17 protein-coding genes are annotated in these 23,389 nt (G+C 73.8%); 8 read left to right on the forward strand and 9 right to left on the reverse strand.

Features of this window, described 5'->3' with window-relative positions; all coding sequences use genetic code 11:
• Positions 1-50: 50 nt before the first annotated feature.
• The 5 genes from MILUP08_RS21880 to MILUP08_RS36030 are packed head-to-tail and all read left to right on the forward strand — an operon-like array spanning position 51 to position 5,314.
• On the forward strand, positions 51-1,934 hold the full coding sequence (locus tag MILUP08_RS21880; protein ID WP_007461641.1) for an HAD-IIIC family phosphatase: 1,884 nt from the start codon (positions 51-53) through the stop codon (positions 1,932-1,934).
• A complete protein-coding gene (locus MILUP08_RS21885) occupies positions 1,927-2,175 on the forward strand; it encodes an acyl carrier protein (RefSeq protein ID WP_007461643.1) in 249 nt (82 codons plus the stop codon). The genes MILUP08_RS21880 and MILUP08_RS21885 overlap by 8 nt, the downstream gene beginning before the upstream one ends.
• Positions 2,172-3,110: a thiamine pyrophosphate-dependent dehydrogenase E1 component subunit alpha gene (locus tag MILUP08_RS21890; RefSeq protein WP_007461644.1), complete on the forward strand. Its 939-nt coding sequence runs from the start codon at positions 2,172-2,174 to the stop codon at positions 3,108-3,110. Before MILUP08_RS21885 ends, MILUP08_RS21890 begins: the two co-directional genes overlap by 4 nt.
• Positions 3,103-4,116: an alpha-ketoacid dehydrogenase subunit beta gene (locus MILUP08_RS36025; RefSeq protein ID WP_007461646.1), complete on the forward strand. Its 1,014-nt coding sequence runs from the start codon at positions 3,103-3,105 to the stop codon at positions 4,114-4,116. Before MILUP08_RS21890 ends, MILUP08_RS36025 begins: the two co-directional genes overlap by 8 nt.
• Positions 4,109-5,314 carry a 2-oxo acid dehydrogenase subunit E2 gene (locus MILUP08_RS36030; protein WP_039906431.1) on the forward strand — a complete coding sequence of 402 codons (1,206 nt, stop codon included), beginning with the start codon at positions 4,109-4,111 and terminating at the stop codon, positions 5,312-5,314. Before MILUP08_RS36025 ends, MILUP08_RS36030 begins: the two co-directional genes overlap by 8 nt.
• An 8-nt stretch (positions 5,315-5,322) precedes the next feature.
• Here the strand turns inward: MILUP08_RS36030 and MILUP08_RS21905 are convergent, their stop codons facing one another.
• Entirely contained in the window at positions 5,323-5,757 is a 435-nt protein-coding gene (locus tag MILUP08_RS21905; protein WP_144056987.1) for a hypothetical protein, read from the reverse strand.
• 125 nt (positions 5,758-5,882) lie between these two features.
• On the opposite strand from MILUP08_RS21905, the gene MILUP08_RS21910 reads away from it, so the two are divergent.
• Positions 5,883-6,497 (forward strand): HD domain-containing protein, encoded by a 615-nt coding sequence (locus MILUP08_RS21910; protein WP_007461652.1) that lies wholly within the window; start codon positions 5,883-5,885, stop codon positions 6,495-6,497.
• 66 nt (positions 6,498-6,563) lie between these two features.
• Here MILUP08_RS21910 and MILUP08_RS21915 read toward each other — a convergent pair whose 3' ends face one another.
• From MILUP08_RS21915 to MILUP08_RS21925, 3 genes are all read right to left on the reverse strand, one after another.
• Positions 6,564-7,754 carry an MFS transporter gene (locus MILUP08_RS21915; RefSeq protein ID WP_007461653.1) on the reverse strand — a complete coding sequence of 397 codons (1,191 nt, stop codon included), beginning with the start codon at positions 7,752-7,754 and terminating at the stop codon, positions 6,564-6,566.
• Between the two features lie 75 nt (positions 7,755-7,829).
• Positions 7,830-8,309 (reverse strand): hypothetical protein, encoded by a 480-nt coding sequence (locus tag MILUP08_RS21920; RefSeq protein WP_007461655.1) that lies wholly within the window; start codon positions 8,307-8,309, stop codon positions 7,830-7,832.
• A gap of 185 nt (positions 8,310-8,494) precedes the next feature.
• The gene (locus MILUP08_RS21925) at positions 8,495-9,097 is read right to left on the reverse strand and encodes a TetR/AcrR family transcriptional regulator (RefSeq protein WP_007461657.1); all 603 of its coding nucleotides are present in this window, start codon (positions 9,095-9,097) and stop codon (positions 8,495-8,497) included.
• 142 nt (positions 9,098-9,239) lie between these two features.
• On the opposite strand from MILUP08_RS21925, the gene MILUP08_RS21930 reads away from it, so the two are divergent.
• Positions 9,240-10,259 (forward strand): aldo/keto reductase, encoded by a 1,020-nt coding sequence (locus tag MILUP08_RS21930; protein ID WP_007461659.1) that lies wholly within the window; start codon positions 9,240-9,242, stop codon positions 10,257-10,259.
• Positions 10,260-10,382: 123 nt separating this feature from the next.
• Here the strand turns inward: MILUP08_RS21930 and MILUP08_RS21935 are convergent, their stop codons facing one another.
• Genes MILUP08_RS21935 through MILUP08_RS33925 form a run of 4 tightly spaced genes read right to left on the reverse strand, consistent with a single transcriptional unit; the run spans position 10,383 to position 19,501 of the window.
• Positions 10,383-10,574: an MbtH family protein gene (locus MILUP08_RS21935; RefSeq protein WP_007461660.1), complete on the reverse strand. Its 192-nt coding sequence runs from the start codon at positions 10,572-10,574 to the stop codon at positions 10,383-10,385.
• Positions 10,567-13,686, reverse strand: coding sequence for a type I polyketide synthase (locus MILUP08_RS21940; protein ID WP_007461662.1), 3,120 nt, complete (start codon positions 13,684-13,686; stop codon positions 10,567-10,569). Before MILUP08_RS21940 ends, MILUP08_RS21935 begins: the two co-directional genes overlap by 8 nt.
• A complete protein-coding gene (locus tag MILUP08_RS33920; protein ID WP_007461664.1) occupies positions 13,683-16,970 on the reverse strand; it encodes a non-ribosomal peptide synthetase in 3,288 nt (1,095 codons plus the stop codon). The genes MILUP08_RS21940 and MILUP08_RS33920 overlap by 4 nt, the downstream gene beginning before the upstream one ends.
• A complete protein-coding gene (locus tag MILUP08_RS33925) occupies positions 16,967-19,501 on the reverse strand; it encodes a non-ribosomal peptide synthetase (protein ID WP_007461666.1) in 2,535 nt (844 codons plus the stop codon). Before MILUP08_RS33925 ends, MILUP08_RS33920 begins: the two co-directional genes overlap by 4 nt.
• Positions 19,502-19,802: 301 nt before the next feature.
• On the opposite strand from MILUP08_RS33925, the gene MILUP08_RS33930 reads away from it, so the two are divergent.
• Positions 19,803-22,115 (forward strand): AfsR/SARP family transcriptional regulator, encoded by a 2,313-nt coding sequence (locus MILUP08_RS33930; protein ID WP_007461668.1) that lies wholly within the window; start codon positions 19,803-19,805, stop codon positions 22,113-22,115.
• Positions 22,116-22,222: 107 nt separating this feature from the next.
• On the opposite strand, the gene MILUP08_RS21955 is transcribed toward MILUP08_RS33930, so the two are convergent.
• On the reverse strand, positions 22,223-23,296 hold the full coding sequence (locus tag MILUP08_RS21955; protein WP_007461671.1) for a glycerophosphodiester phosphodiesterase family protein: 1,074 nt from the start codon (positions 23,294-23,296) through the stop codon (positions 22,223-22,225).
• Positions 23,297-23,389 lie beyond the last annotated feature (93 nt).

Consider the following 23,389-nt stretch of genomic DNA (forward strand, 5'->3'; position numbering starts at 1 on the left):
CCGGCCCGTCGACGACCACCCCGCCCGGCGGGAGAGGAAGGACACCGACCATGCGAGACGAGGAGGTCCTGCACCGGATCCGCCGGCTGCGCCGACCCGACGCGGCCGCCGACCCGGAGCTGGCGCCCGGCCTGGTCCACCTGGACGACGCGGCGGTCACCGTCGTCGCGTCCGCCGGTCGGCTGCTCGCCGACGTGCCCGTCGAGAAGCTGGCCAGCCCCGACTTCCCGCTGCGCCCACTGCGGGTGGCGGTCACCGGCACGTTCACGCCCGGCACGCTGGAACCGCTGCTGCGGGTGGCGCTGCTGCGCATCGGCATCGCCGCCGAGATCCACGTCTCCGGCTTCGACCAGCTCGTGCTCGACCTCAGCGATCCACGCTCGGCGCTCGCCGAGTTCCGACCCGACGTCACGCTCTGCCTGCTGCACGACGGCTGGTTCCTGCCCGCCGAGTGGGACCCCGGCGACCTGGCCGGCCTCGCCGACGTGCTCGGCGAACGGGCCGGCGTGCTCGCCGCCGCGCTGCGCGGATACGCCACGCGCACCGAGGGCGCGGTGCTGCTGCACACCGTGCCGCTGTCCCCACTGGAGCACCGCAGCCTGGTCAGCTTCCGCGGTCGGGCCGAGCTGGGGCGGATCTGGCGGGAGCTGAACTCCCAGCTGCTGGAGCTGGGCGAGCGGGACACGACGTACACACTGGATCTGGAGACGCTGCTGGTGGACCACGACGGCCCGGTACGCGACGAGCGCCTGTACCGGTTCGCCAGCATGGCGTGGACGCCCACTGTGGAACGCCGGTACGCGCACGAGGCCGCCACCTTCTGCCGCGCGGTCCTCGGGCGGACGGCGAAGGTGCTCGCGCTGGACCTGGACAACACCCTCTGGGCGGGCGTGCTCGGCGACGACGGGCTCACCGGCATCCGGCTGGGCACCGACTATCCCGGCAACTGCCACCGTGACGTGCAGCGCCGCGCCCTGGCGCTGCGCCGGCAGGGCGTACTGCTCGCGGTGTGCAGCAAGAACGACCCCGACCTGGTGACCGAGGCGTTCGCGCAGCACCCGGACCTGCTGCTGCGCTCCGACGACTTCGTCGCCCAGGCGGTGAACTGGGGGCGCAAGGACGAGAACCTGCGCCAGCTCGCCGCCACCCTCAACCTGGGCCTGGACGCCGTCGTGTTCGCCGACGACAGCCCGTTCGAGTGCGAGCTGGTACGCCGCGAGCTGCCGACCGTGCGGGTGGTGGAGCTGGCCGGCGACCCGGCGGGCTTTCCCACCAGGCTGCTCACCGAGGGGCACTTCACCGTGCTGGCCACCGGCGCCACCGACCGTGAACGCACCGAGCTGTACCGGGCCCGCGCCGGGCGGGAACGCTTCGCCGCCACGTTCGACTCGGCGGCCGACTACCTGCACGAGCTGAAGCTGCGCGTCACCGTCCGCGAGGTCGACGAGCACAGCCTGCCCCGGGTCGCGCAGCTCGGGCTGCGCACCAACCAGTTCACCATGACCGAACGCGCGCACACCGAGGCGCAGACCCGGACGCGCGCCGGCTCCCCCGACCACCTGGTGCTCACCGTCGAGGTGACCGACCGGTTCGGCGCCGAAGGGCTGGTGGGCGGCCTGTGGCTGAGCCGGGACGACCCGGACGCCTGGGTGATCGAGAACTTCGTGCTCAGCTGCCGGGTCTTCTCCCGGGGCGTCGAGCAGGCGGCGCTGCACCGGGTGGCCGAGCTGGCCCGAGCCGCCGGCGCGACCCGGCTGGAGGCCCTGTTCCGGCCCACCGCCCGCAACAAGCCCGGCGGGGCCGTCTGGCCCGCCGCCGGCTTCACAGTGGCATCCGTCGACGACGGCACCACCCGGCACGTGTTGCCGCTGCACCCCCCGCCCCGGCTGCTGCCGGCGTGGATCGCCCTGGAGGAGGGAGACATCCGTGCCTGACCTGTTCACCACCGTCGCGGACCTCATCGAGCAGGTCGCGGACGTACCGGCCGAGGAGATCTCGCCCGACGTCCGGTTCGCGTCGCTTGCCAACTGGACCAGCCTGGAGGCGCTGCGTCTGCTCTCCGCGCTGGAGGACGACCTCGGCGTACGCCTGGACCTGCGGGCGTACCTGGCGGTGACCGCGGTCGGTGAGCTTGTCGACCTGGTCGCCGGCGAGCTGGACGGGGCGACCCGGTGACCGCCACCCGCACCGAGGCGCCGACGATCGCGCCGACCCGGCTCGCCGACGCCGACCTGGACCTGTTGCTGCTGATCCGGCACTTCGAGCTGGCGCTGCTGGACATGTTCGGCCGGGGTGAGCTGCACGGCACCACCCACACCTGCCTCGGGCAGGAGTACGTGCCGGTGGCGCTGCGCCCGCTGCTCACCGACGACGACTTCGTGTTCAGCAACCACCGGGGGCACGGCCACTACCTGGCCCGGTTCGCCGACCCGCACGGCCTGCTGGCCGAGGTGATGGGCCGCGAGGGCGCGGTGTGCCAGGGTGTCGGCGGCAGCCAGCACATCCTGCGCGACAGGTACCTGTCGACAGGGGTGCAGGGCGAGAGCGTGCCGGTGGCCGCCGGGGTGGCGCTGCACCTCAAGCGCACCGAGCCGGGCCGGCTGGCGCTGGTCTACCTGGGCGACGGCACCTGGGGTGAGGGCGCCGTCTACGAGGCGCTGAACATGGCCGCGCTGTGGGGCCTGCCGCTGCTGCTGGTCGTGGAGAACAACGGCATCGCCCAGTCCACACCTACCGTCGCGCAGCTCGCCGGCAGCATCGGCGGCCGGGCGCGCGCGTTCGGGGTGGACCACCTGCGGGTCACCTCCACCGACACCGAGGTGGTCCGGGCCGCGCTGACGCCGGTGCTGCGCCGGGTCCGCGAGCGGTCCACGCCGTACGTGGTGGAGCTGCTCACGCACCGGGTGGGGCCGCACAGCAAGGGCGACGACAGCCGCCGCCCGGAGGAGATCGCGCACGCGCGGGCGCACGACTGGTACGCCCGCTACGCGCAGGCGTACCCGGAGCAGTTCGGGGTGCACGACGAGCGGCAACGGGCGTACGTGGCGCAGGTGGTCGCGGACGTCGCCGGCCGGCCGGCGAGCCGCTGGGCGGAGGCCGACCGTGGCTGAGCGGGTGGTGGAGAACCTCAACCAGGCGTTGCACGCGTTGCTTGCCGACGACCCCGCGCTGACCGTGCTCGGGGAGGACCTCGTCGACCCGTACGGCGGGGCGTTCAAGGTGACCCGGGGGCTGTCGGCGCGCTGGCCGGACCGGGTGCTGTCCACCCCGTTGAGCGAGGGCGGCATCGTCGGCGTGGCCGGCGGGCTGGCCCTGGCCGGGCAGAGCGCCATCGTCGAGATCATGTTCAGCGATTTCGTGGCCCTGGCGTTCGACCAGATCCTCAACTTCGCCAGCAAGTCGACAGCCATGTACGGCCGGCGGGTGCCGATGCGGCTGGTGGTGCGCTGCCCCAGCGGCGGCAACCGGGGGTACGGCCCGACGCACAGCCAGAGCCCGCTGAAGCACTTCGTGGGCATCCCCGGGCTGAGCCTGCACGAGGTGTCGCCGTTCCACGACAACCGGGCGGTGCTCGCGGGCATGCTCGCCACCGGCCGGCCGGGGCTGCTCTTCGAGGACAAGGTCCTCTACACCAGCCGGATGTACGCCGACGGCGTGGTGGACGAGCTGTTCCGCTACGACCTGATCGGCCCGGACGGCGACGTGGCCCGGGTCCGGGTGGACGAGGAGGAGCAGGCCGACTGCGTGCTCGTCGTACCCGGTGGGTTGGCCGCCCGGGCCGTGGCGGTGGCCCGGGAGCTGCTGCTGCGCGACGACATCGTCTGCCAGGTGCTGGTGCCGTCGCGGCTGTGGCCCCTGGACACCGACACCCTGCTGCCGCCCATCGCGCGGGCCGGCCGGGTGGTGGTGGCCGAGGAGAGCACCGCAGGCGGCACCTGGGGCGCGGAGCTGGCGCAGGTCGTGCACCGGCGGCTCTGGGGGGCGCTGCGCGCGCCGGTGCGCCTGGTGCACTCCGCGGACAGCGTCATCCCGACCGCCGCGCATCTCGAACGCACCGTGCTGGTGCAGGACACCGACATCCGCCAGGCCGTGAAGGAGGTCGTCAGTGGTGACTGACCTGGTCGTCCCGAAGCTCAACAACAACGACACGTCGTACGTGCTGCTCGACTGGCTGGCCGAGGACGGCGAGCAGGTGCGCGCCGGCGAGCCGATCGCCGAGGTGGAGACCTCCAAGGCGGCCGAGGAGCTGCTCAGCGACGGCGACGGGGTCCTGCACCGGCTCGTCGAGGTCAACCGGGAGTGCGCCCCGGGCGACGTCATCGGTCACGTCTTCGACAGCGAAGAGGCCCGGCAGCGCTTCCTCGCCGCGGCGGTCGCCCCGCCTGTCGTACCCCTGCCGGACGTCTCCCCCGGCGGGCCGGTGCTGACCGACTCGGCCCGGGAACTCGCGGCGGCGCACGGTCTCGGCGACGACGAGCTGCGCGGCCTCGGCAGGTCGGTCGTGCGGCGTACCGACGTGGAGCGTCTGCTGGCCGACCGGTCGGCGGCGCCCGCGGCGACGACCGAGCCGGTGGTGGTGGCCGCGGCCGCCGCGCTGGCGGCCGGCGACGGCCCGGAGCCGGACGACCCGCGCCCGGTGCACGCGCTCTCCCGCGCCCAGCGCGCGGTGGCCGCCGTGGTCACCGAGTCCCACCGGGAGGTACCGGCGGCGCTCGCGGTGATCAAGGTCCGCGCCGACGCCGCCCTCACGGTGGCCCGCGACCTGACCCGCGCCACCCGCACCCTGGTCGGCCTGCCGGAACTGCTGGTCAAGGCCATCGGCGGGTTGCGCGAGGACCACCCGTTGCTCTTCGCCTCCCCCGGCGACGGCAGCAGCGTACGACTGGCCGAGGCGGCCCACGTCGGCGTCACCATCGACGTCGGCACGGGGCTGTTCATCCCGGTGGTCCGTGACGTGGAGGAGCTGACCTGCGCGGAGATCGCCGAGACGCTGATGCACTTCCGCTCCCGGGCCGGCGGCGAGGGCTTCCGGGCCGGCGAGCTGGCCGGCGGGACGATCGTCGTCTCTCTGCACACCGACCCCGACGTGGTGCTCGCCGGGCCGATCGTCTTCCCCGGCCAGACGTGCGTGGTGGCGATCGGCGGCACGCAGGACGAGTTGGCGCTGGACACCGACGGCCGGGTCGTGACGCGGCGGTTCGTCAACCTCAGCGCCGTCTACGACCACCGCGTGGTCAACGGCCGGGAGGCGGTCGCCTTCCTGCAGGCCGTGAAGGCGGCCCTGGAGTCCCCCGACCGGCTCGCCGAGGAGTGACGCGACGGTCAGCCGAAGGTTTTGCCGCACACCTGCCAGCCGACCTCCGATTCCAGGTACAGCTCCAGCGTCGTGATCTGGCCCGTCCGGCCGGTCACCTCGACGGTCACGCCGGCGCTGGTCCCGGGCTCGTCCAGGAAGGCGGCCCGACCCATGGTGTGCGACACGGGCCGGCCGATGCGCTCCACCGCAGCGGTGAACGCCACCAGGTCGACCCGCTCCTTGACCCTCCGGCACTGGGACTCGTACGCGGTCGCGTCGTCGTTGCTCTCCAGTCGCCGGACGAACTGGTCGGCCGTCGCGCGCGCCTCGTCCAGGTCCGGCCCGCCGTACATCCACAACAGGAAGCCGCCGACCGGTAGGGCCAGCGCGCCCAGGCATCCGACAATGACGGCGCCCGCGACGATCCACGCGGTGCGCTGGGCCTTCGGGGGTGGGTCCACCGACGGAGGGTGGGGCGACAGGGCTGGGTGCATGGCGAAACGCTAACGACGACCGATACCTGCCCAGCGGCTGTACGGCCACGAATCGATCTCGATGCCCGCGCGTCCGTCGTACCCTTGGCGCGGTGATCTCCGCTGCTCTGCACCGTGCCCTGACCGCATCCGGTGACCCGACGTTGCGGCCCCTCCCCGACCAGGTCGTGGCCCTGCTGGAGACGCTGCACGCGCCGCCGCGCCTCGCCGCGCACCTGCGGGCCGTCCACGACGTCGCAGCACAGCTCACGGATGCCCTGGTGGACCGGTTTCCACAGGTGAGCGTCGACCGTGCGGCGGTGCTGTTCGGCGCCGCCACCCACGACATCGGCAAGGTCCGCCACCCGGAGGAGTTGTCCGGCCCCGGCTCGGCGCACGAAGCGGCCGGCTACGACCTGCTGCGGGAGCACGGTGTCGCCGCGCCGCTGGCCCGATTCGCGCGCACCCACGCGTCCTGGCACCAGGACGGCGTCGGGGTCGACGACCTGCTGGTGAGCGTGGCCGACAAGGTGTGGAAGGGCAAGCGCGTCACCGACCTGGAAGGGCTGCTCGTCGACCACCTGGCCGACGTCACCGGCCGTGAGCGGTGGTCGGTGTTCCTGGACCTGGACGACCTCCTCGACCGGATCGCCGCCGACGCGGACCGCCGGCTCGCCTTTCAGGCCATCCATCCGGTACGCGATCCGCACGGCGCCGCCGACAGGTAGCAGCGGGCATCCGTCTGTCGTGATCGTTGGCAGCTGAGCAGTGGTGGGGCCGGCGTGTCGCACTGCTCAGCTGCCAACGATCACGAGCGGGGCGCTCTCCTCGGGTTGTCGTGGCCTTGGCGGGCGCAGGCAGGCTGCGGCGGTCAGGCAGAGCGCGGCGGCGGCGACAAGCGGTGGACGGCCGCCGAGGTGGACGGCGGCGGCGCCGAGCGGGATCGCCAGGACGAGCGGCCCGAACATCACGGTGTTCGCCGTCGCGGCCACCCGGCCGAGCAAGGCCGGCGGGGTGTGCGTCTGCACGGCGGTCACCGCCGCGACCAGGGTCCACGGCAGCCCGGTGCCGGCGACCGCGGCACCCGCGACAGTGGCCGGCCACCAGGGCAGGCAGCGCGCCAGGCAACCCACGGCGAAGAGCACGGTCCCGGCGACGCCGACGGCGGCCGGCCCCCGTCGGGTGAGGAGCCGCCCGACGATCAGTCCACCGAGGATGGAGCCCGCACCCTGCGCGCCGGCCAGGACTCCCAGGAACGTGCTCGGCATGCGCAGATCGATGACGACGATCGTGTAGACGGCCGCTGTCGTGAAGCCGGACATGGCGATGGACACGGCCGCGAGCACGAGCGGCACGCGTGTCGTCAGCTGTCCGGACAGGACCGCCAGCCCGACGCGCGGGCCCGGGTGCCGCTGGGCCGACTGCTCGGGTGGGTTCCGTTTCAGGCGTACCGCCAGGTACAACACGGCGACCAGGAGCGGCATGGCCGCGCTGAGGACGGCGACCGCGTGGCCGCCGTGCCAGGCGTAGAGGCCCGCGCCGGCCACCGGGGCGACGAGCTTCATGCCTTCCTGTGCGCTGGAGCGCCACCCGTTCACGTCGCCGAGGTCCGTTGGCGAGAGCGCGGACGGCAGCAGCGCCGTCTCGCCCGCGTCGATCAACACGTAGCTGACCCCGTACGCGCACGAGACGGCGAAGATCAGCCAGGTCTGACCCGGGCCGCGTACCGCGAGGAGCGTCAGCAGCACGGCCGCCAGCAGGAGGTTGACGGCGATCACCAACGGTCGTCGGGGCGCGGAGTCGAGCAGGCCGCCCAGCCATGGCCCGACGAGCACCGGGGCGTACACGCAGAGCCCGGCCAGGGCGGCCAGACCGGTGGAGCCGGTGAGGTCGAGGATCCAGATGCCGGACACGAGGGCCATGGCGCTGCTGCCCAGGCCGGACAGTACCGAGATCGCCACGAGCAGACTCGCGTTGCGCCGCATGAGCCCTCCAGGTTGAGTCGGGGTGACTCACATCCTGTTTCTTGAGCCCAGTTGGAGCAATACCGTCAGGCGATGTCAATGATACGTTGACAGCACGCTGCCCAGCGTCGTCGCCACCGTCCGCACCGGCGGCGGCAACCGGTCGCCGGCGTCGGCGAGGTCGGCACGGAGGTGCACGGCCAGCGCGTAGAGCGAACCCGGGGCGGCGTCCAGAGCCGCGTCGACAGTGCTCCGCACGAGTGCCGCCCGGTGGAACCGCGAGTCCCACCGCCGGTCCGCAGTGATCCAGCGGCCCATCTCGGCCACCGCACCCCGCACCGCCACGATCTGCGCCGAGTAGTCACGGTCCAGGTCATGCCGCCGCGCACGCCGAGCCGCCGTGAGGCGCTGCCGGCGCTGCTCGGCGGCCTGCCGACTGCCCAGCCCCAGCGCCGTCGCGACCTGCGCCCAGGTCGCGCCGGCGTGACGCGCCCGGTCGATCAGCTCGGCCTCCCGCTCGTCCAGTTGCGCACGAGCGGCGCGGACCTCGGCCAAGCCGGCCAACGGCGTCGTCATTCGTCAACATTACATTGACAGCTCGGCTGCGCTGACGCCCGACTGCGGGGCTCACCGGACCTCCCGGCGACGCTGTAGAGCTGCCCCAGACGTGGGGCAGCTCTACAGGCAGCAGTGGAGGCAAGCCACGCCTCCCCCGAGGTCGGCCTCTCGGGGCCGGTGGCGCCGGCACGGCGCGACGGTGGCTAGCGGAGGCTCAGGCCGGCGATGAGGATCTCGACCATGCGGCGGGCGTCGTAGCGGGGGTCGGCCGCGCCGATGCAGAGGTTGCCGACGCCGCGCATCAACTCGACGGCGCTCAGGTCGGTACGGATCTCGCCCGCGACGGCGGCTGCCTCGAGCAGTTGGGCGCACACCGGCACCAGGCGGTCGAGGAAGTAGGTGTGCAGGGTCTGGAAGGCGGCGTTGTCGGACTGCAACGCCTCGGCGAGACCGTGCTTGGTGACCAGGAAGTCGACGAAGAGATCGATCCACTGCGCGAGGGCGGCGTGCGGCGTGCCAACGGTGGCCAACAGCGTCGGACCGGCCTCGGCGCAGGCCTCCACCTGGTGCCGGTAGACGGCCACGATCAAATCCGCGCGCGTCGGGAAGTGCCGGTAGATCGTGCCGACCCCGACGCCCGCCCTGGCGGCGATCTCGCGAACGGGAACGTCGACGCTGGACGCCACGAAGGCCGCCGCGGCGGCGTCCAGGAGCGTCGCCTCGTTGCGCCGCGCGTCGGCCCGCTTCCGGGGCGCCGGCTCCCGCCGCGACGCCGCTGCCGTCGATCCGCCGTCGATGTCGGCCACCGCGCCCCGACCTCCCATGATCAGTGTTGGCAAACGGAACCATGTTCCGTATATTGGTTAGCGGAACATGGTTCCACTTGTTCAGGATGCCAGAACGGGTGGGCCGCGACCAGCCATACCCCTTGAGCACGGAGGATCAGCAATGCAGTACCGCACGTTGGGTCGTACCGGTGTCCAGGTCAGCACACTCGTGCTGGGCGCCATGAACTTCGGCAAGCTGGGACGCACCAACCAGGACGAGGTCACCGCGATCGTCGACGCCGCCCTGGAGGGCGGGATCAACCTGATCGACACCGCCGACATGTACAGCCAGGGCGAGTCGGAGGAGATGGTCGGCCGGGCGATCGCCGGCCGGCGCGACGACATCGTCCTGGCCACGAAGGCCGGCATGCCGATGGGCGACAAGCGCGACCACCGGGGCAGCTCGCGCCGCTGGCTCGTCACCGAGCTGGACAACAGCCTGCGCCGCCTCGGCGTCGACCACGTCGACCTCTACCAGATCCACAGGTGGGACCCGACCACCAGCGACGAGGAGACGCTGTCGGCGTTGACCGACCTGCAGCGGGCCGGCAAGATCCGCTACTTCGGCTCGTCGACCTTCCCCGCGTACCGCATCGTGCAGGCCGAGTGGGCCGCGCGGGAGCACCACCTGAGCCGATACGTCACCGAACAGCCCAGCTACTCGATCCTGCAACGCGGGATCGAGAGCCACGTCCTGCCGGTGACCCAGCAGTACGGCCTCGGCGTGCTGGCGTGGAGCCCGCTCGCCTCGGGCTGGCTCTCCGGCGCGGTCCGGGCGGGCCGGGAGATCACCACCAGCCGGTCGACGATCCTGCCGGACCGCTTCGACACCACGCTGCCGGCCAACCGGGCCAGGATGGACGCGGTCGAGCAGGTGGCCACGCTCGCCGACGAGGCCGGCCTGACCATGATCCAGCTCGCGCTCGGATTCGTCACCGCGCACCCGGCCGTGACCAGTGCGATCATCGGCCCCCGCACGGTCGACCACCTGCACTCGCAGCTCGCCGCCGCGGACACCGTGCTCTCCGCCGACGTGCTGGACGCGATCGACGCGATCGTCGCGCCGGGCGTCGACCTCGCCGCACACGAGAAGTTCGACACCCCGCCCGCCCTGCTCGACCCGGCGCTGCGCCGCCGCTGACGCCGGCGCCACGTCGCTGCGCCGCCGCTGACCCCGGCGTGGGCACCACGTCACAGCGCCGCCGCTGACCCCGGCACCCGCTGGTGCCCGCCGACGTCACTCGGCGGGTCGGTGACCGGCAGGTCAGCCGGCGGCGAGGTGTTCGCGGACGCTGCGGGGACGCATGTCGGTCCAGGTGCGCGTCACGAAGTCCAGGCACTCCTGGCGACTGCCGGCGCAGCCGGCGTCCCGCCAGCCGTCCGGCACCTCCTTGTGCCGGGGCCACAGGGCGTACTGCTCCTCGTCGTTGACCACCACGCGGTGTTCGTCAGCCATCGGGGTTGCCTTCCTCGTGTCGGGCCAGGTGCAGCTCGCGGGCGAGACTCTCCGGGGACAACGCCCGGATCTCCGCGAGCAGGTCGGTGAGGTCGCCGTCCGTGGGCGGGGAAACCGCAGGAGGTACGGCGGGAGCCGGCCGCGCCAACGCGGCGACGGTACGGGCCAGCGCGGCGGGGGTGGGTGACTCGAAGATCGCGGCGGGCGGCAGGTCGACGCCGAGTGCGTCGCGCAGTCGCGCCACCACCCGGGTGCCGAGCAGCGAGTGCCCGCCCAGCTCGAAGAAGTCGTCGTCGGGGCCGATCTCGTCGACGCCGAGCAGATCCACCCAGATGCGGCGCACCACCTCGTACGGCTCGTCGTTCGGCGCGGTGGTCGCCGAGGCTGCCACCGGTTCCGCCGGTGGCGGTGGCGCGGCGGCCGGCGTGACCTCGGCAGGGGCGGCGGGTCCCGGCCGGTACGCGTCGACCCAGTGCCGCTCGCGGGCGAACGGGTACGTGGGCAGGGGCACCCGCCGTCGTCCGTCGGCACGGCCGTCGGGCCGGCGCACCGGCGCTCCGGCGAGCCAGAGCCGGCCGACGGCCAGGGCGACTGCGTCGTCCTCGCCGGTCGGGGTGCGATCGGCGGGCAGGCTGGTCAGCACCGGCACACCGCGGGCGGCGTCGTGCTGTCGGACGAGGGTGGCCAGCGTGCGTCCCGGGCCGACCTCCAGCAGCGCGTACCGCTCGTCGAGAAGCAGCTTCGCGGCGGCGGTGAAGTTGACCGGGCGGCGCAGTTGCCGCACCCAGTAGTCGGGGTCGGTGGCCTCGTCGTCGGTGAGCCAACCGCCTGTCACGTTCGACACGACAGGCACTGTGGGCGGGCGCAGCGGCACCTCCCGCAGGTGCGCGGCGAAGCCGGCCAGAGCCGGGTCCATCAGGGCCGAGTGGAACGCGTGGGAGGTGCGTACCTCCCGGCAGGCCACCCCGCGCCCGCGCAGGTCGGCGGCGAGCGCGGCGACGGCTGCGGTCGCGCCGGAGACGGTGGTGAGGTGCGGCGCGTTGGCGGCGGCCACCTCCACGCCGGCGGGCAGCAGCGCCGTCACCTCGTCGACGCCGAGGGCCACCGAGAGCATCGACCCGGGGGCCTGTGCCTGCATGAGCCGGCCGCGGACGGCGACTGTGGCGAGCGCGTCGGGCAGGGTGAAGACGCCGGCCAGGCAGGCGGCCACGTACTCGCCGAGGCTGTGTCCCGCCATCGCGGCCGGGCGTACGCCGTGGTGGCGCAGCAGTTCGGCGAGGGCGTACTCGACGGCGAACAGGGCCGGCTGGGTGAGCCGGGTCTCGTCCAGCTCGGGTGCGGCGGGGACCGCGTCGCCGGGTGGGCAGAGCAGTGCGCGCAGGTCCACGTCGAGATGCGGGCGCAGCAGGTCGGCGCAGCGGTCGAAGGCCGCCCGGTAGACCGGTTCGGTGCGGTAGAGGGTGCGCCCCATCCCGGCGTACTGCGCGCCCTGTCCGGGGAAGAGCAGCGCCACCCCGGCCGGCGTACCGCTGGCGACGCCGGTGCGGACGAGCGCCGAGTCACGGTCGGCGAGCTGAGCGGCGGCGGTCGTGGCGTCGCGGGCGACGGTGATCAGCCGGTGGCCGAACTCCCGTCGGGTGTGGGCCAGGGTGTACGCGACGTCGGCCAGCGGCACGTCGGGGTGCTCGCCCAGGTGGGTGGCGAGCTGGTCGCGGGCCCGGTCGAGCGCGTCGGCGTCCCGGGCGGAGAGCACCACCAGCCGCGCGGACCCGTCGTCGGCGGGGACGTGCTCCGCCGGTTCGGCGGCTTGGAGCACGACGTGGGCGTTGGTGCCGCCGATGCCGAAGGAGCTGACCGCCGCACGGGGTGGCGTGCCCAGGTCGGGCCAGGGCTGCGTCGTGGTCGGCACCCGGAACGGCCCGCTGCCGGCCAGCTCGGGGTGCGGCTGGGTGCAGTACGGGCTGGGCGGAACGACCCGGTGGTGCAACGCCAGCGCGGCCTTGATCAGCCCGGTCACTCCGGCGGCGACGTCGAGGTGACCGACTATCGACTTGACCGAGCCGAGCGCGCACCGGCCTCCCTCGGCGCCCCGGCCTCCGTCGGCGCCGCGGAACGCCTCGGCCAGGGCGCGCAGCTCGATCTGGTCGCCCAGCTCGGTGCCGGTGCCGTGCGCCTCGACGTAGCCGATCGTGGCGGGGTCGACCTCGGCCACCTCCTGGGCGGCCCGGATCGCGGCGACCTGACCGTCCACGCCGGGCGCGGTGAAGCCGACCTTCACCCGGCCGTCGTTGTTGATCGCGGAGCCACGGATCACCGCGTACACCGTGTCGCCGTCGTCGCGGGCGTCGGCCAGCCGGCGCAGGACGACCGCGGCGGCGCCGTCGCCTCCCACGGTTCCGGTGGCGCGCACGTCGAAGGGGCGGCAGTGCCCGTCGCGGGACATGATGCCGCCGGCCTCGTGGCGGTAGCCGGTGCCGGTGGGCAGCAGGACGTGCGCGGCGCCGGCGAGGGCGACGTCGCACTCGCGGGCGAGCAGCGCCTGCGCGGCGAGGTGCACGGCGACAAGCGACGACGAGCAGGCCGTCTGCACCGCCACGGCGGGTCCGCGCAGGTCCAGGTGGTACGCCACCCGGGTGGGCAGCGAGTCCTTGTCGTTGGCGAGCATCAGTTCGTACTCGGAGACCGAGCCGAGCCGCGGGTTGCGGAACAGGTGGTGCAGGAGATACCCGCTGGCCGCGGCGGCCGCGTACACGCCGACGAGGCGGTCGGGGTTCCCGGCTAGGTGGCCGGCGCGTTCCAGGGCGGCCCAGGCGGTCTCCAGGAAGAGGCGTTGTTGCGGGTCGAGCAGCCGGGCGTCGCGGGGCGAGTAGCCGAAGAAGCCGGCGTCGAACCGGTCGAGGTCCGGCAGCGCGCCGTGCGCCGGCACGAGGTCGGGGTGCCGCCGCTCCTCCTCGGTGAGACCGGCGGCCGCCAGGTCCGCGTCGGTGAACCGGGTGATGGTCTCCTGTCCGGCGAGGATCCGCTGCCACAGCTCGTCGACGTCGGCGGCGCCGGGAAAGCGGCCGGCCATCCCGACGATGGCGATCTCCAGTCCGGTCTCCTGATCGGTCACGCTCGTCCCTCCCCCGCCGGCACCGGGCGGGCCCGGCGGGCCCGGTCGGCAAGCGCCTGCTTGCGTTCGTCTCGTCGCCGGCCGGCGGCCGGTGCGGTCGTCGGTGCGGCCGAGCCGTCGAGGAACCGGGCCAGCAGCGCGATGGTCGGGTAGCGGAACAGCTCGACGGCGGGCACCGCTCGGCCCAGCCGTTCGCTGAGCCGGGTCTGCACCCGCGCCAGCAGCAGTGACGTGCCACCCAGATCGAAGAAGTTGTCGTCCGCGCCGACGTCGTCGATCCCGAGCACCTGCCGCCAGGTGTCGGCGATGGCCCGTTCGACGGCGCCGTTCGGTGCCACGTACGCGGCGCCGAGGTCGGCACGGGCCACGGTGGGGGCGGGCAGCCGGGACGGGTCGAGCTTGCCGCTCGCCGTCACCGGGAGATCGGGGACCACCACGAAGGCGCTCGGCACGAGATAGCGGGGCAACCGCCGCAGCAGGCTCTGGCGCAGCTCGTCGATCGCCAACCCGTCGCCGACGAGGTAGCCGACCAGTCGTCGACCGCCGGGCGTGTCGGTCCGCACCACTGCGGCGGCCCGGCGCACCCCCGGGCACTGCCGCAGTTGGGCCTCCACCTCACCCAGCTCGATCCGATAGCCGTTGATCTTGACCTGGTTGTCCGCCCGGCCGAGGAAGACCATCTGCCCGTCGGCACGCCAGCGGACCAGGTCGCCGGTGGCGTACATCCGCTCCCCCGGCGTCGGCGCGTACGGGTCGGGCAGGAAACGCCCGGCGGTGAGCGCGGGGTCGCCGTGGTAGCCGCGGGCCACTCCGGCGCCGCCGAGGTGCAGCTCGCCGGGCACCCCGGGCGGCACCGGCCGCAGCTCGCTGTCGAGCACGTAGGCACGGACCCCGGTCAGCGGCCGACCGATCGGAAGCTCGACGTCGGCGGGCGCGCAGCGGGCGGCGGTGGCGGTGACGGTGGCCTCCGTCGGCCCGTACCCGTTGATCAGGAGCCGGTGGCGCGACCAGGCGGCGGCGACGTCCGGCGCGCAGGGTTCGCCGCCGACGGTGAGGATCCGCAGGTCGGGCACGGCGGCGGGGTCCAGCGCGTCGAGGACCACCGGCGGCAGGTCGGCAACCGTGACGCGGTGCCGGGTGAGCGCGGCGGCCAGGTCGGGGCCGGGGGTGCGCTCGTCCGGGCCGAGCAGGCGCAGCGTGGCGCCCGCCGTGAGCGCGGTGACCACATCGGACAGCGCCACGTCGAAGCTGATCGAGTGGAACTGGAGGACCCGGTCGTCGGCCCGGACGCCGACCAGCCGGGCCTGCGCCGCGGCGAGGTTGGCCAGTCCCCGGTGGGTGCCTATGACGCCCTTGGGCAGCCCGGTCGAGCCGGACGTGTAGATGAGGTAGGCGGCGGCGTCGGGATGGATCGTGGCCGGGAGCGGGGTCTCGACGGGCGGTGGCTGCTCGTCGAGGCGCAGCAGCGGCACGCCTGTGGTGGGCAACGCCAGCTCCGCGTCGGCGGTGGTGACCACAAGCGCGGCGGCGGAGTCGTCGAGCAGGTGCGCCAGCCGGGCCGCCGGCAACTGCGGGTCCAGGGGCAGGTAGACCCCACCGGCCCGGAGTACGGCGAGGAACGTGACCACCCAGTCCGGGCCGGCGGGCAGGCAGACCCCGACTGTCGTCTCGGCCCGCACACCCCGCGCGGCGAGGGTCCGGGCCAGGCGGTCGGCCCGCGCGTCCAGCTCCCGGTAGGTCAGGGTCTGATCGCGGTACGCCAGGGCGACCGTCTCCGGTGCCGCCGCGGCCTGGCGGGCGACCAGCTCGGTCAGGCTCGGCTGGCCCAGCGGCGCGGGCGCGGTGGCGGCCCAGCGGTCGACAAGCTCCCGGCCGGCGGCGGCGTCGAGCAGCGGCAGCCGGTCCACGGGGGTGTCCGGTGCGGCGAGCGCGGCGGTGAGCAGCGTGTCGAGCTGGTCGGCGAGCGCACGGGCGGTGGACTCGTCGAAGAGCCGCGTCCGGTACTCGATCCGCCCGTCGATGCGGCGGTCGTGCGGGACGACGGTGAGCGTCAGGTCGAACATGGACGTGCCGGTGTGCGTCTCGCCGCTGGCCAGCACGCTCACCCCGGGCAGGGTCAGTCGCTGCTCCCAGCCGTCCTCGACGGCGAACATCACCTGGGCGAGGGGGTGACGGCCGGGGTCGCGAACCGGGCGCAGCTCCTGCACCAGGGCGTCGAACGGCACCGGGTCGGTGAGCGCGGTGAGCGCCGAGTCCCGCAGCCGGTCCAGCAGCGCGGCGAAGGTCAGTCCACCGTCGACCCGGCTGCGCAGCACGAGCGTGTTCACGAAGAAGCCGACAGCTGTCTCACTGTCGAGCGTCTGCCGGTTCGCCACCGGCGTGGCGATCAGCAGGTCCGGCTGCTGGCTGCGGCGGTGCAGCAACGCCGCCCAGGCCGCCGCGAAGATCATGTACGGCGTCGCGCCGGTGCGGCGGCCCGCCTCGGCGACCCGGTCGGCCAGCTCCGGTGGCCAGGAGAACTCGATCTCGTGGCCGGCGTCCTCCAGCTCGGCCGGGCGGGGCCGGTCGGTGGGTAGGTCGAGCCCGGGCGGCGCGCCGGTCAGCGCGTCGCGCCACCAGTTCAGGCGCCGGGCCAGCTCTGCCGGGCCGAGCAGTCGGTCCTGGGCCAGCGCGGCGGGTACGTCCCGGGGCGCCGGCGGCAGCGTCGGCGATCGCCCCTCCCGCAGGGCCTCGTACGCCGTCGACAGCTCCTCGAACAGCAGACCCATGCTCCAGCCGTCGCAGACCACGTGGTGCAGGGAGAGCAACAGCGAGAAGTCGCTGGGGCCGGTGCGGCACAGGGTGGCCCGCACCAACGGCCCCCGGGCCAGGTCGAACGGGCGTACCGCCTCGGCGGCGGCGTACTCGTCGATCCGCTCCGGCGCGACGTCCTCGACCGCCAGCGGCAGGCCGGTCGGCGGGAGGACCAGCTGGTACGACTGTCCGTCGAGCGGCACGAACACCGTGCGCAGCGCCTCGTGCCGCGCCACGACCTCGTCGAGCGCACCGCGCAACGCGGCCACGTCCAGGTCGCCGCGCAGGTCCACCCGGTACGGCACGTGGTAGGCGGGGCTGTCCGGGCGGAGCTGCGCCAGCAGCAGCATCCACTCCTGGGCGGCGGTGAGCGGGTGGATGCCGTACCGGTCGCCGTCGGTGCGGATCGCGGCGAGGAACGCCCGCCGCCGCTCGGGCGGCAGGGCGTCGACGCGCTGGCGCAACCGCTCGGGCGTGAGCGCGTCGATCATCGGGCGATCCCCTGTTCGAGCTGGTCGAGCAGGCCGGCGAGGTCGGCGGGTGGCGGCCCGTCCAGCGCGACCGGCGTGGCCGCTCCGGTGGGCTCGACCGGCGTACCGCTGATCTCGTCGGCCGCGGCGGCCAGCCCGGCCACTGTCGGGTGGTCGAAGATCAGCCGCAGCGGCACCTCCGCGCCGATCGCGGCGGCGAGCCGGGAGCGGACCCGGGTCGCCTTCAGGGACCGTCCGCCGAGGTCGAAGAAGTCGTCGTCGCGGCGGCGCACCGGCACGCCCAGGACGTCCTGCCAGATCTCGGCCACCGCCCGCTCGGTAGGTGTCTGCGGCGCGGCGTCGTCGTAGCCCGCGGCGGCGGCGTCGGGCGCGGCGGCGATGTCGAGCGCCCTGGCGGCGTCGGGTGCGGGCAGCGCCGCGACGTCCACCTTGCCGTTGCGGTTGAGCGGCAGCCGTGGCAGCACCACGAAAACGGCCGGCACCAGGTGGTCGGGCAGTTGCTCGCGGGCCCGTTCCCGGACCGCCTCGACGCGCACCCCGTCCTCGGGCACGACGTACGCGACCAGCCGGGCGTCGCCGGCGGCGTCGCGGTCGGCGCGCACGATCGCGTCGCGCAGCAGCCCGCCACCGCGCAGCGCCTCGGTCACCTCGCCCGGCTCGACCCGGTACCCGCGGATCTTGACCTGGTGGTCGGAGCGGCCGACGAACTCGATCAACCCGTCCGGGCGTTGCCGGACCACGTCGCCGGTGCGGTAGAGCCGCCCCCCGGTGCGCGGCCCGAACGGGTCGGGCACGAACCTCTCGGCTGTCGCGTCGGGGCGGCCGAGGTAGCCGCGGGCCACCCCGTCCCCGCCGATGAACAGCTCACCGAGCACGCCGGGCGGGACCGGTTGCAGGAGCCGGTCCAGCACGTACACCCGGGTGTTGGCGACCGGGCCCCCGATCGGCACGATCGGGTCCGCGGCGGTGAGCCGGGCGCAGTCGTACGTCGTGGTGTAGGTGGTGGCCTCGGTCGGGCCGTACCCGTTGACGAGCGTCGTGTCCGGGCAGGCCGCCCGGAGCCGCTCCACGGCCGTCCGGTCGGCCTGCTCGCCGCCGAACGTCAGGTAGCGCAGCGCGGCGAGGGCGTCCGGCGCCTCGGTCGCCACCTGCCGGGCCACGGAGGTGGCCAGGAACATCATCGTCACGCCGGTGTCGCGCAGCCGGGCGCGCAGCCGGTCCGGCACGATCACGTCGTTGATGTCCAGGTCCACCAGGCAGGCGCCGTTGAGCAGGGCGCCCCAGACCTCCAGGGTCGCCGCGTCGAACGACATCGTCGCGGCCTGGCCCATCACGTCGCCGGGGCGTACGTCGACGAAGGTGGTGTCGCGGACCAGCCGGACGATGTTGCGGTGGCTGACGCCGGTGCCCTTGGGGCGGCCGGTGGAGCCCGACGTGTACATGACGTACGCGAGCTGGTCGGGGTGGATGGTCACCGCCGGCGGGTCCGCCGGGCCGTCGTCGGCCGGGAGCCGGTCCACGACGATCCGGGGCGTGTCGTCGTCCGGGAGCCGGTCGGTGAGCGCGGCGGTGTGCAGGATCGCTCCCGGTGTGGCGTCGCGGCACATCAGCGCCAGCCGCTCCGGCGGGTATCCGGGGTCCAGCGGCAGGTACGCGGCACCTGCCTTGAGCGTCGCCAGCGCGGCGATCACCCAGGCGGTGGTGTCGGCGAGGCAGATGCCGACGAGCGTCTCGGCGCCGATGCCCAGCCGGCGCAGGCGTCCCGCCAGGTGGTTGGCGCGCCGGTCCACCTCCCGGTAGGCGAGGACCTGGTCGCCGTCGCGCAGCGCGGGCGCGTCCGGGGTCTGCCGGGCCCACTGGGCGAACAGGTCCGGCACCGACCTCTCGCGCGGATAGTCGGTGTCGGTGGCGTTCCAGTCGACCACCACCCGACGCTCGATCGCCGGGTCGAGCAGCGACAAGTCGGACAGGCGCGCCTGCGGGCTCTCCTGCGCCCGGGCGAGGAGTACGGTCAGCGCCGCCCCGATCGACGTGGCGTGGGGGTGGTGGCTCACCGTGGCCCCGGGCCGTTCGTCGGTGTCGTCGATCAGCAGGCGCACCGCACCCCGATAACCGGGAAGTGCCGGATCGGGACTGATCGATACCACCGGCCGATAGTCGGGAACCGTTTCGGGCAATTCCGCGTCGTGCTCCCGGGTGTCGCGCAGAGCCGTTCGGACCAGGTCCCGCAGCTCCGTCCACGTAGGATCCTCGGGCAACCGGACCCGCACGGGCAGCCAGCGTCCCGAGCCGGTCGGCGTGGCCGGCGCCTCGGCGAGCAGGTCCCGGCCGCCGGTCCAGCGGCGGAGCAGCGCGAACAGGCCGGCCAACGCGCTGACCTGCGGCTCCACCGAGTCACCCGGCAGCTCCACACGGGCGTCGGCGGCGCGTTCGGTCGTCGGCGCGAAGGGCAGGTCCGGCGGCTCCGGAGGGGCCGCGAGCTGTCGTTCCCAGAAGGCGGAAAGGCCAGGGAAAACTGTCTGTTCGGTCATCGGATCTCAGCTCCGATCGGCGGGTGACACGCAATGCCGGGAAGTCTGGACCGCGCCCGTGCCAGTTGCTTGTAGGGGCCGTTCGGGTGCCGTTGCGGCGGTCTGAGGGAAACCTGAGTGCGCCTTTATGCCGATAGCGCATTGCAGTCAGTAAGTACACCGACTCTTTTGGTTATGGCGATGCCGCTCGATGAAGACAATGATCGTGCCCGGGGGGAAGCCACGCCGGGGGCGACGACTCGTAGTGCCCGGTTGTCTCTTCGCTCGCCTGAGCCTCCACGAGAGAACACAGGAGCGGTGCATGTCCGGAGACAATGTCAACCATGCCTGGCGCCCGTCGACGCCGGCTCGCAGCGAAGGTGGGGGCGAGGCATCGTTCGCAGCACAACGCCGTACGGGTGGTGACCCGGGGCGGGCGCTACGTCGCCTCGCCGCCGCCGGTGACCGCGCGGCCGCGCACCTGTGGCTCGCCACCCAGCCCGACCTGCTCACCGCGACACCCGACCCGGCCGACGCACCGGTCGCGGAGATCTGGCGCGCGGCGCTTCGGCACCACCTCGCCGGGGAACCGCACCTGGCGGCGGCCCGCCTGGCGACCGCGCCGATCGGCGCGACCGGCCCGCACGCGGTGCAGATGTACTGCCACGCGGCGGTGCACCACCTGCTCGACGACGACATCGAGCGGGCCAGCGCCGACGTCGAGGAGGCAGCGCGGGCCGCTCACGCGTGCGGCGTCCCGACCGCCCACCAGGCGTACGCCCGGGTGGTCGTGCTGCTCGCCGCCGCCACCGGCGACGCGGCGGCGACCCGCGGGCGTGCGGAGGCGACCGACGGGCTGCGCCGCGCGGACGCCGACCTGTTGCGGTTGATGGTCCACCTGGACCTGGCCGGCCACCTGCTGTGGGCCGGCGACGCCGCCGACGCGCTGCGGCACGCCGAGGCGGCCGTCCGGCTGACCGAGGTGGCCGGCGACACCGGTTACGAGCCGTACGCGCTGACCCTCGCCGCCGTGGCGAAGTGTCAGCTCGGCCGGTTGGAGGAGGCGCTCGCCGACGGCGCCGCCGGTCAACGCCTGCGGGAGCTGGCGGGAGTCGCCGTCGACGAGGCGATCTCGCTTGCCGCCCTCGGGATGGTGCACCGCCGCCGGCGGGAGCCGCGGCAGGCCCGGCAGGCGTTGGAGAGCGCCCTGGCCGTGGTGGGCAGCGGTCAGCCCCGCATCGTCTCGTCGGCCTGGGTCCTGGCCGAGCTGGCGCGGATCCGCGCCGCCGACGACCTGTGCGCCGCGCAGGATCTCGCCGAACGGGCGGTCAGCATGGCCCGGGAGCCCGAACGGCCGTACGCCCTGCTGGCCCGCGGCTGGGTGTCGCTGCTGCGGGGTGACACCGCCGCCGCCCACTTCGACGCCGCCGAGGCCCGCACCGGCGCCACCGTCGGGCGGCGACGCGCCACCCTCGTCGAGGCGCTCCAGCTCACCGTGCTCGCGGCGGACGACCCGCGCGCGTCCGCCGGGCTGCTCGACGACGCCGCCGCGCTCTGCCGGGAGCTGGGTGACCCGGCCGAGGAGGCCACCGTCGCGCTGATCGCCGCGCGGTTGCAGGGGCGGCAGGCCCGCCGCGGCGCCGAGGGCGCCGAGCAGAAGCTGCGCCGCTGCGGGGTACGCCTGGACCCGGGTGTCGCCGACGGGCTCACCGCGATCACGCTGCGGGTGCCTGCGGTGGTCATCCACACGCTCGGCGACTTCCGGGTGTTCCGGGCCGGCGCCGTCGTCCCGTACGGCGAGTGGCAGTCCAAGAAGGCACGGGACCTGCTGAAGATCCTCGTCGCGCACCGGGGCCGCGCCGTGCCCCGGGCCCGGCTGATGGAGCTGCTCTGGCCGGACGAGTCGCCGTCGCGCACCGCGAACCGGCTGTCGGTGCTGCTGTCCACGTTGCGCCGGGTGCTGGGCACCGGCCGCCGTACCAGCGGCCGGGGTGCGGTGCTTGCCGACCGGGGTTCGGTGGCGATCGACCTCGACGTGATCGACGTGGACGTCGAGACGTTCCTGACCGCCGCCGAGGAGGCGCAGGTCGCCCTGCGGGGCGGCCACCCGGACACGGCCCGTGCGCTGGTCCGCGCCGACGAGCTGTACGGCGGGGACTTCCTCGCCGACGACCCGTACGAGGACTGGGCGCAGCCGCTGCGGGAGGAGGCGCAGGTCGCCCACACCAGCGTGCTGCGGGCTCTGGCCCAGCACGCCTCGGACACGGACCAGAAGCTGGTCTACCTGATGCGGCTGGTGCACCGGGACCCGTACGACGAGGACGCTCACCTGGAGTTGGTGCAGGTGCTGCGCGCGGCCGGACGGCACGGCGAGGCGCAGCGGCGCTACCGCACGTACGTGGAGCGGATGCGGGAGTTGGGCATCGCGCCGGCCGGCGGCGAGACGACCGAGGCGCAGCCCACCGGGCCCGGCGCCGGGAAGCCCGGCGAGCCGGGGGCACGGGTGGCCCGATGGCGGGCACCGGCCGCGCAGACCCGACCGTGGACGACGGAGTTGGGCGCCGCCCACCGCCCGGGCGGCGTCCCGGCGCAGCGAACCGGGATTCCGAGGAGGCTCATTGAGCATCCGGCCTGACCGGCGCGGCGCGCTCGTCGAAGCCGTGGCCTCCTGCCCGGTCACGGAGCGGCCCCGCGAGCACGCCCAGGCAGCTCACGGGGCCGATCTCGGATCGGGCGTTCGGGTCAGTGGCGCGGCTGGTAGCTCTTGGGCAGGCGCATGCCACGCTCGGCCATGATCGCCCGGACCCGGTTGGGGTAGTTGGTGATGATCCCGTCGACGCCCAGGTCCATGAGCGCGGCCACGGTGGCCGGGTCGTCGCAGGTCCACGGGATGACCTTCAGGCCCCGGGCGTGCGCCTCGGCCACCATCGTCGCGTCCGGGTAGAAGCGGAAGTTCGGGTCGCTGATGGTGCCGTTCTGCGGGAACCCGTAGTTCGGCGACAGGGCGGTGACGCCGGGGATGGCGGCGGCGGCCTTCACGAAGTCACCGTCGTAGTCGTCGGCGTCGATCCCGCCCAGCCAGGGGGACGCGCCCGGCTTGCCGACCTGGAGGAAGTCGTAGTTCGTCAGGGCCACCAGCGGCCACTTCGGCGCGAGCCGGTGCATCTGGCGCAGCGCACCCCAGTCGAACGACTGGATGGTGACCTGCTTCTCGATGCCGGAGGCGTGGATCTCCTCGAAGACCCGCCGGACGAACAGCTCACGGGGGGCGGTCTGCTCGGGCGCGCCCGCCTCGACCTTGGTCTCGATGTTCAGGGTGAGCTGCTTGGCCCTGTAGCTCTTGACGAGGCCGAGGACGTCCTTCAACTCGACCATGCGGAAGCCCTTGACCTGCTCCTGCTCGGGGAAGCCCGGAAGCTGCTGGTAGCCGCAGTCCATCGTCTTGAGCTGGGCGAGGGTGAGGTCCTTGATGTACTTGCCGACGTACGGGTACATCGGGTCACCGGCCGTCACCGGTGCGGTGTCGGCGCACTTCTGGGCGCTTACCTGGCGGTCGTGGTTGACGACCACCTTCCGGTCCTTGGTGATCTGGGTGTCCAGCTCGAGCGTGGTGACACCGAGGCGCATCGCCTTGCCGAAGCCCTCCAGCGACTCCTCGGTCGTCATGCCGATGCCACCGCGGTGGGCCTGGAGGTCGAAGTGGGTCTTCTGGGGGTGCAGCGCGCTGGCGCTCTCGACTGTCGACGCGTGCGCGGCGACCGGAGCGGCGAGCGCGGGCAGAACGGCAAGGCCCGCCAGAACGTGACGCAGGGACATGGTGCAAACCTCAGCTCTTCAGGTGCAGATGCCCTGGTGAGGCTAGGTGGGAGGCCGTCCGGCGCGATGACCTCGCCGCAAGCGGAGGGTAAA

Source organism: Micromonospora lupini str. Lupac 08, from assembly GCF_000297395.2.
Lineage (GTDB): Bacteria > Actinomycetota > Actinomycetes > Mycobacteriales > Micromonosporaceae > Micromonospora > Micromonospora lupini.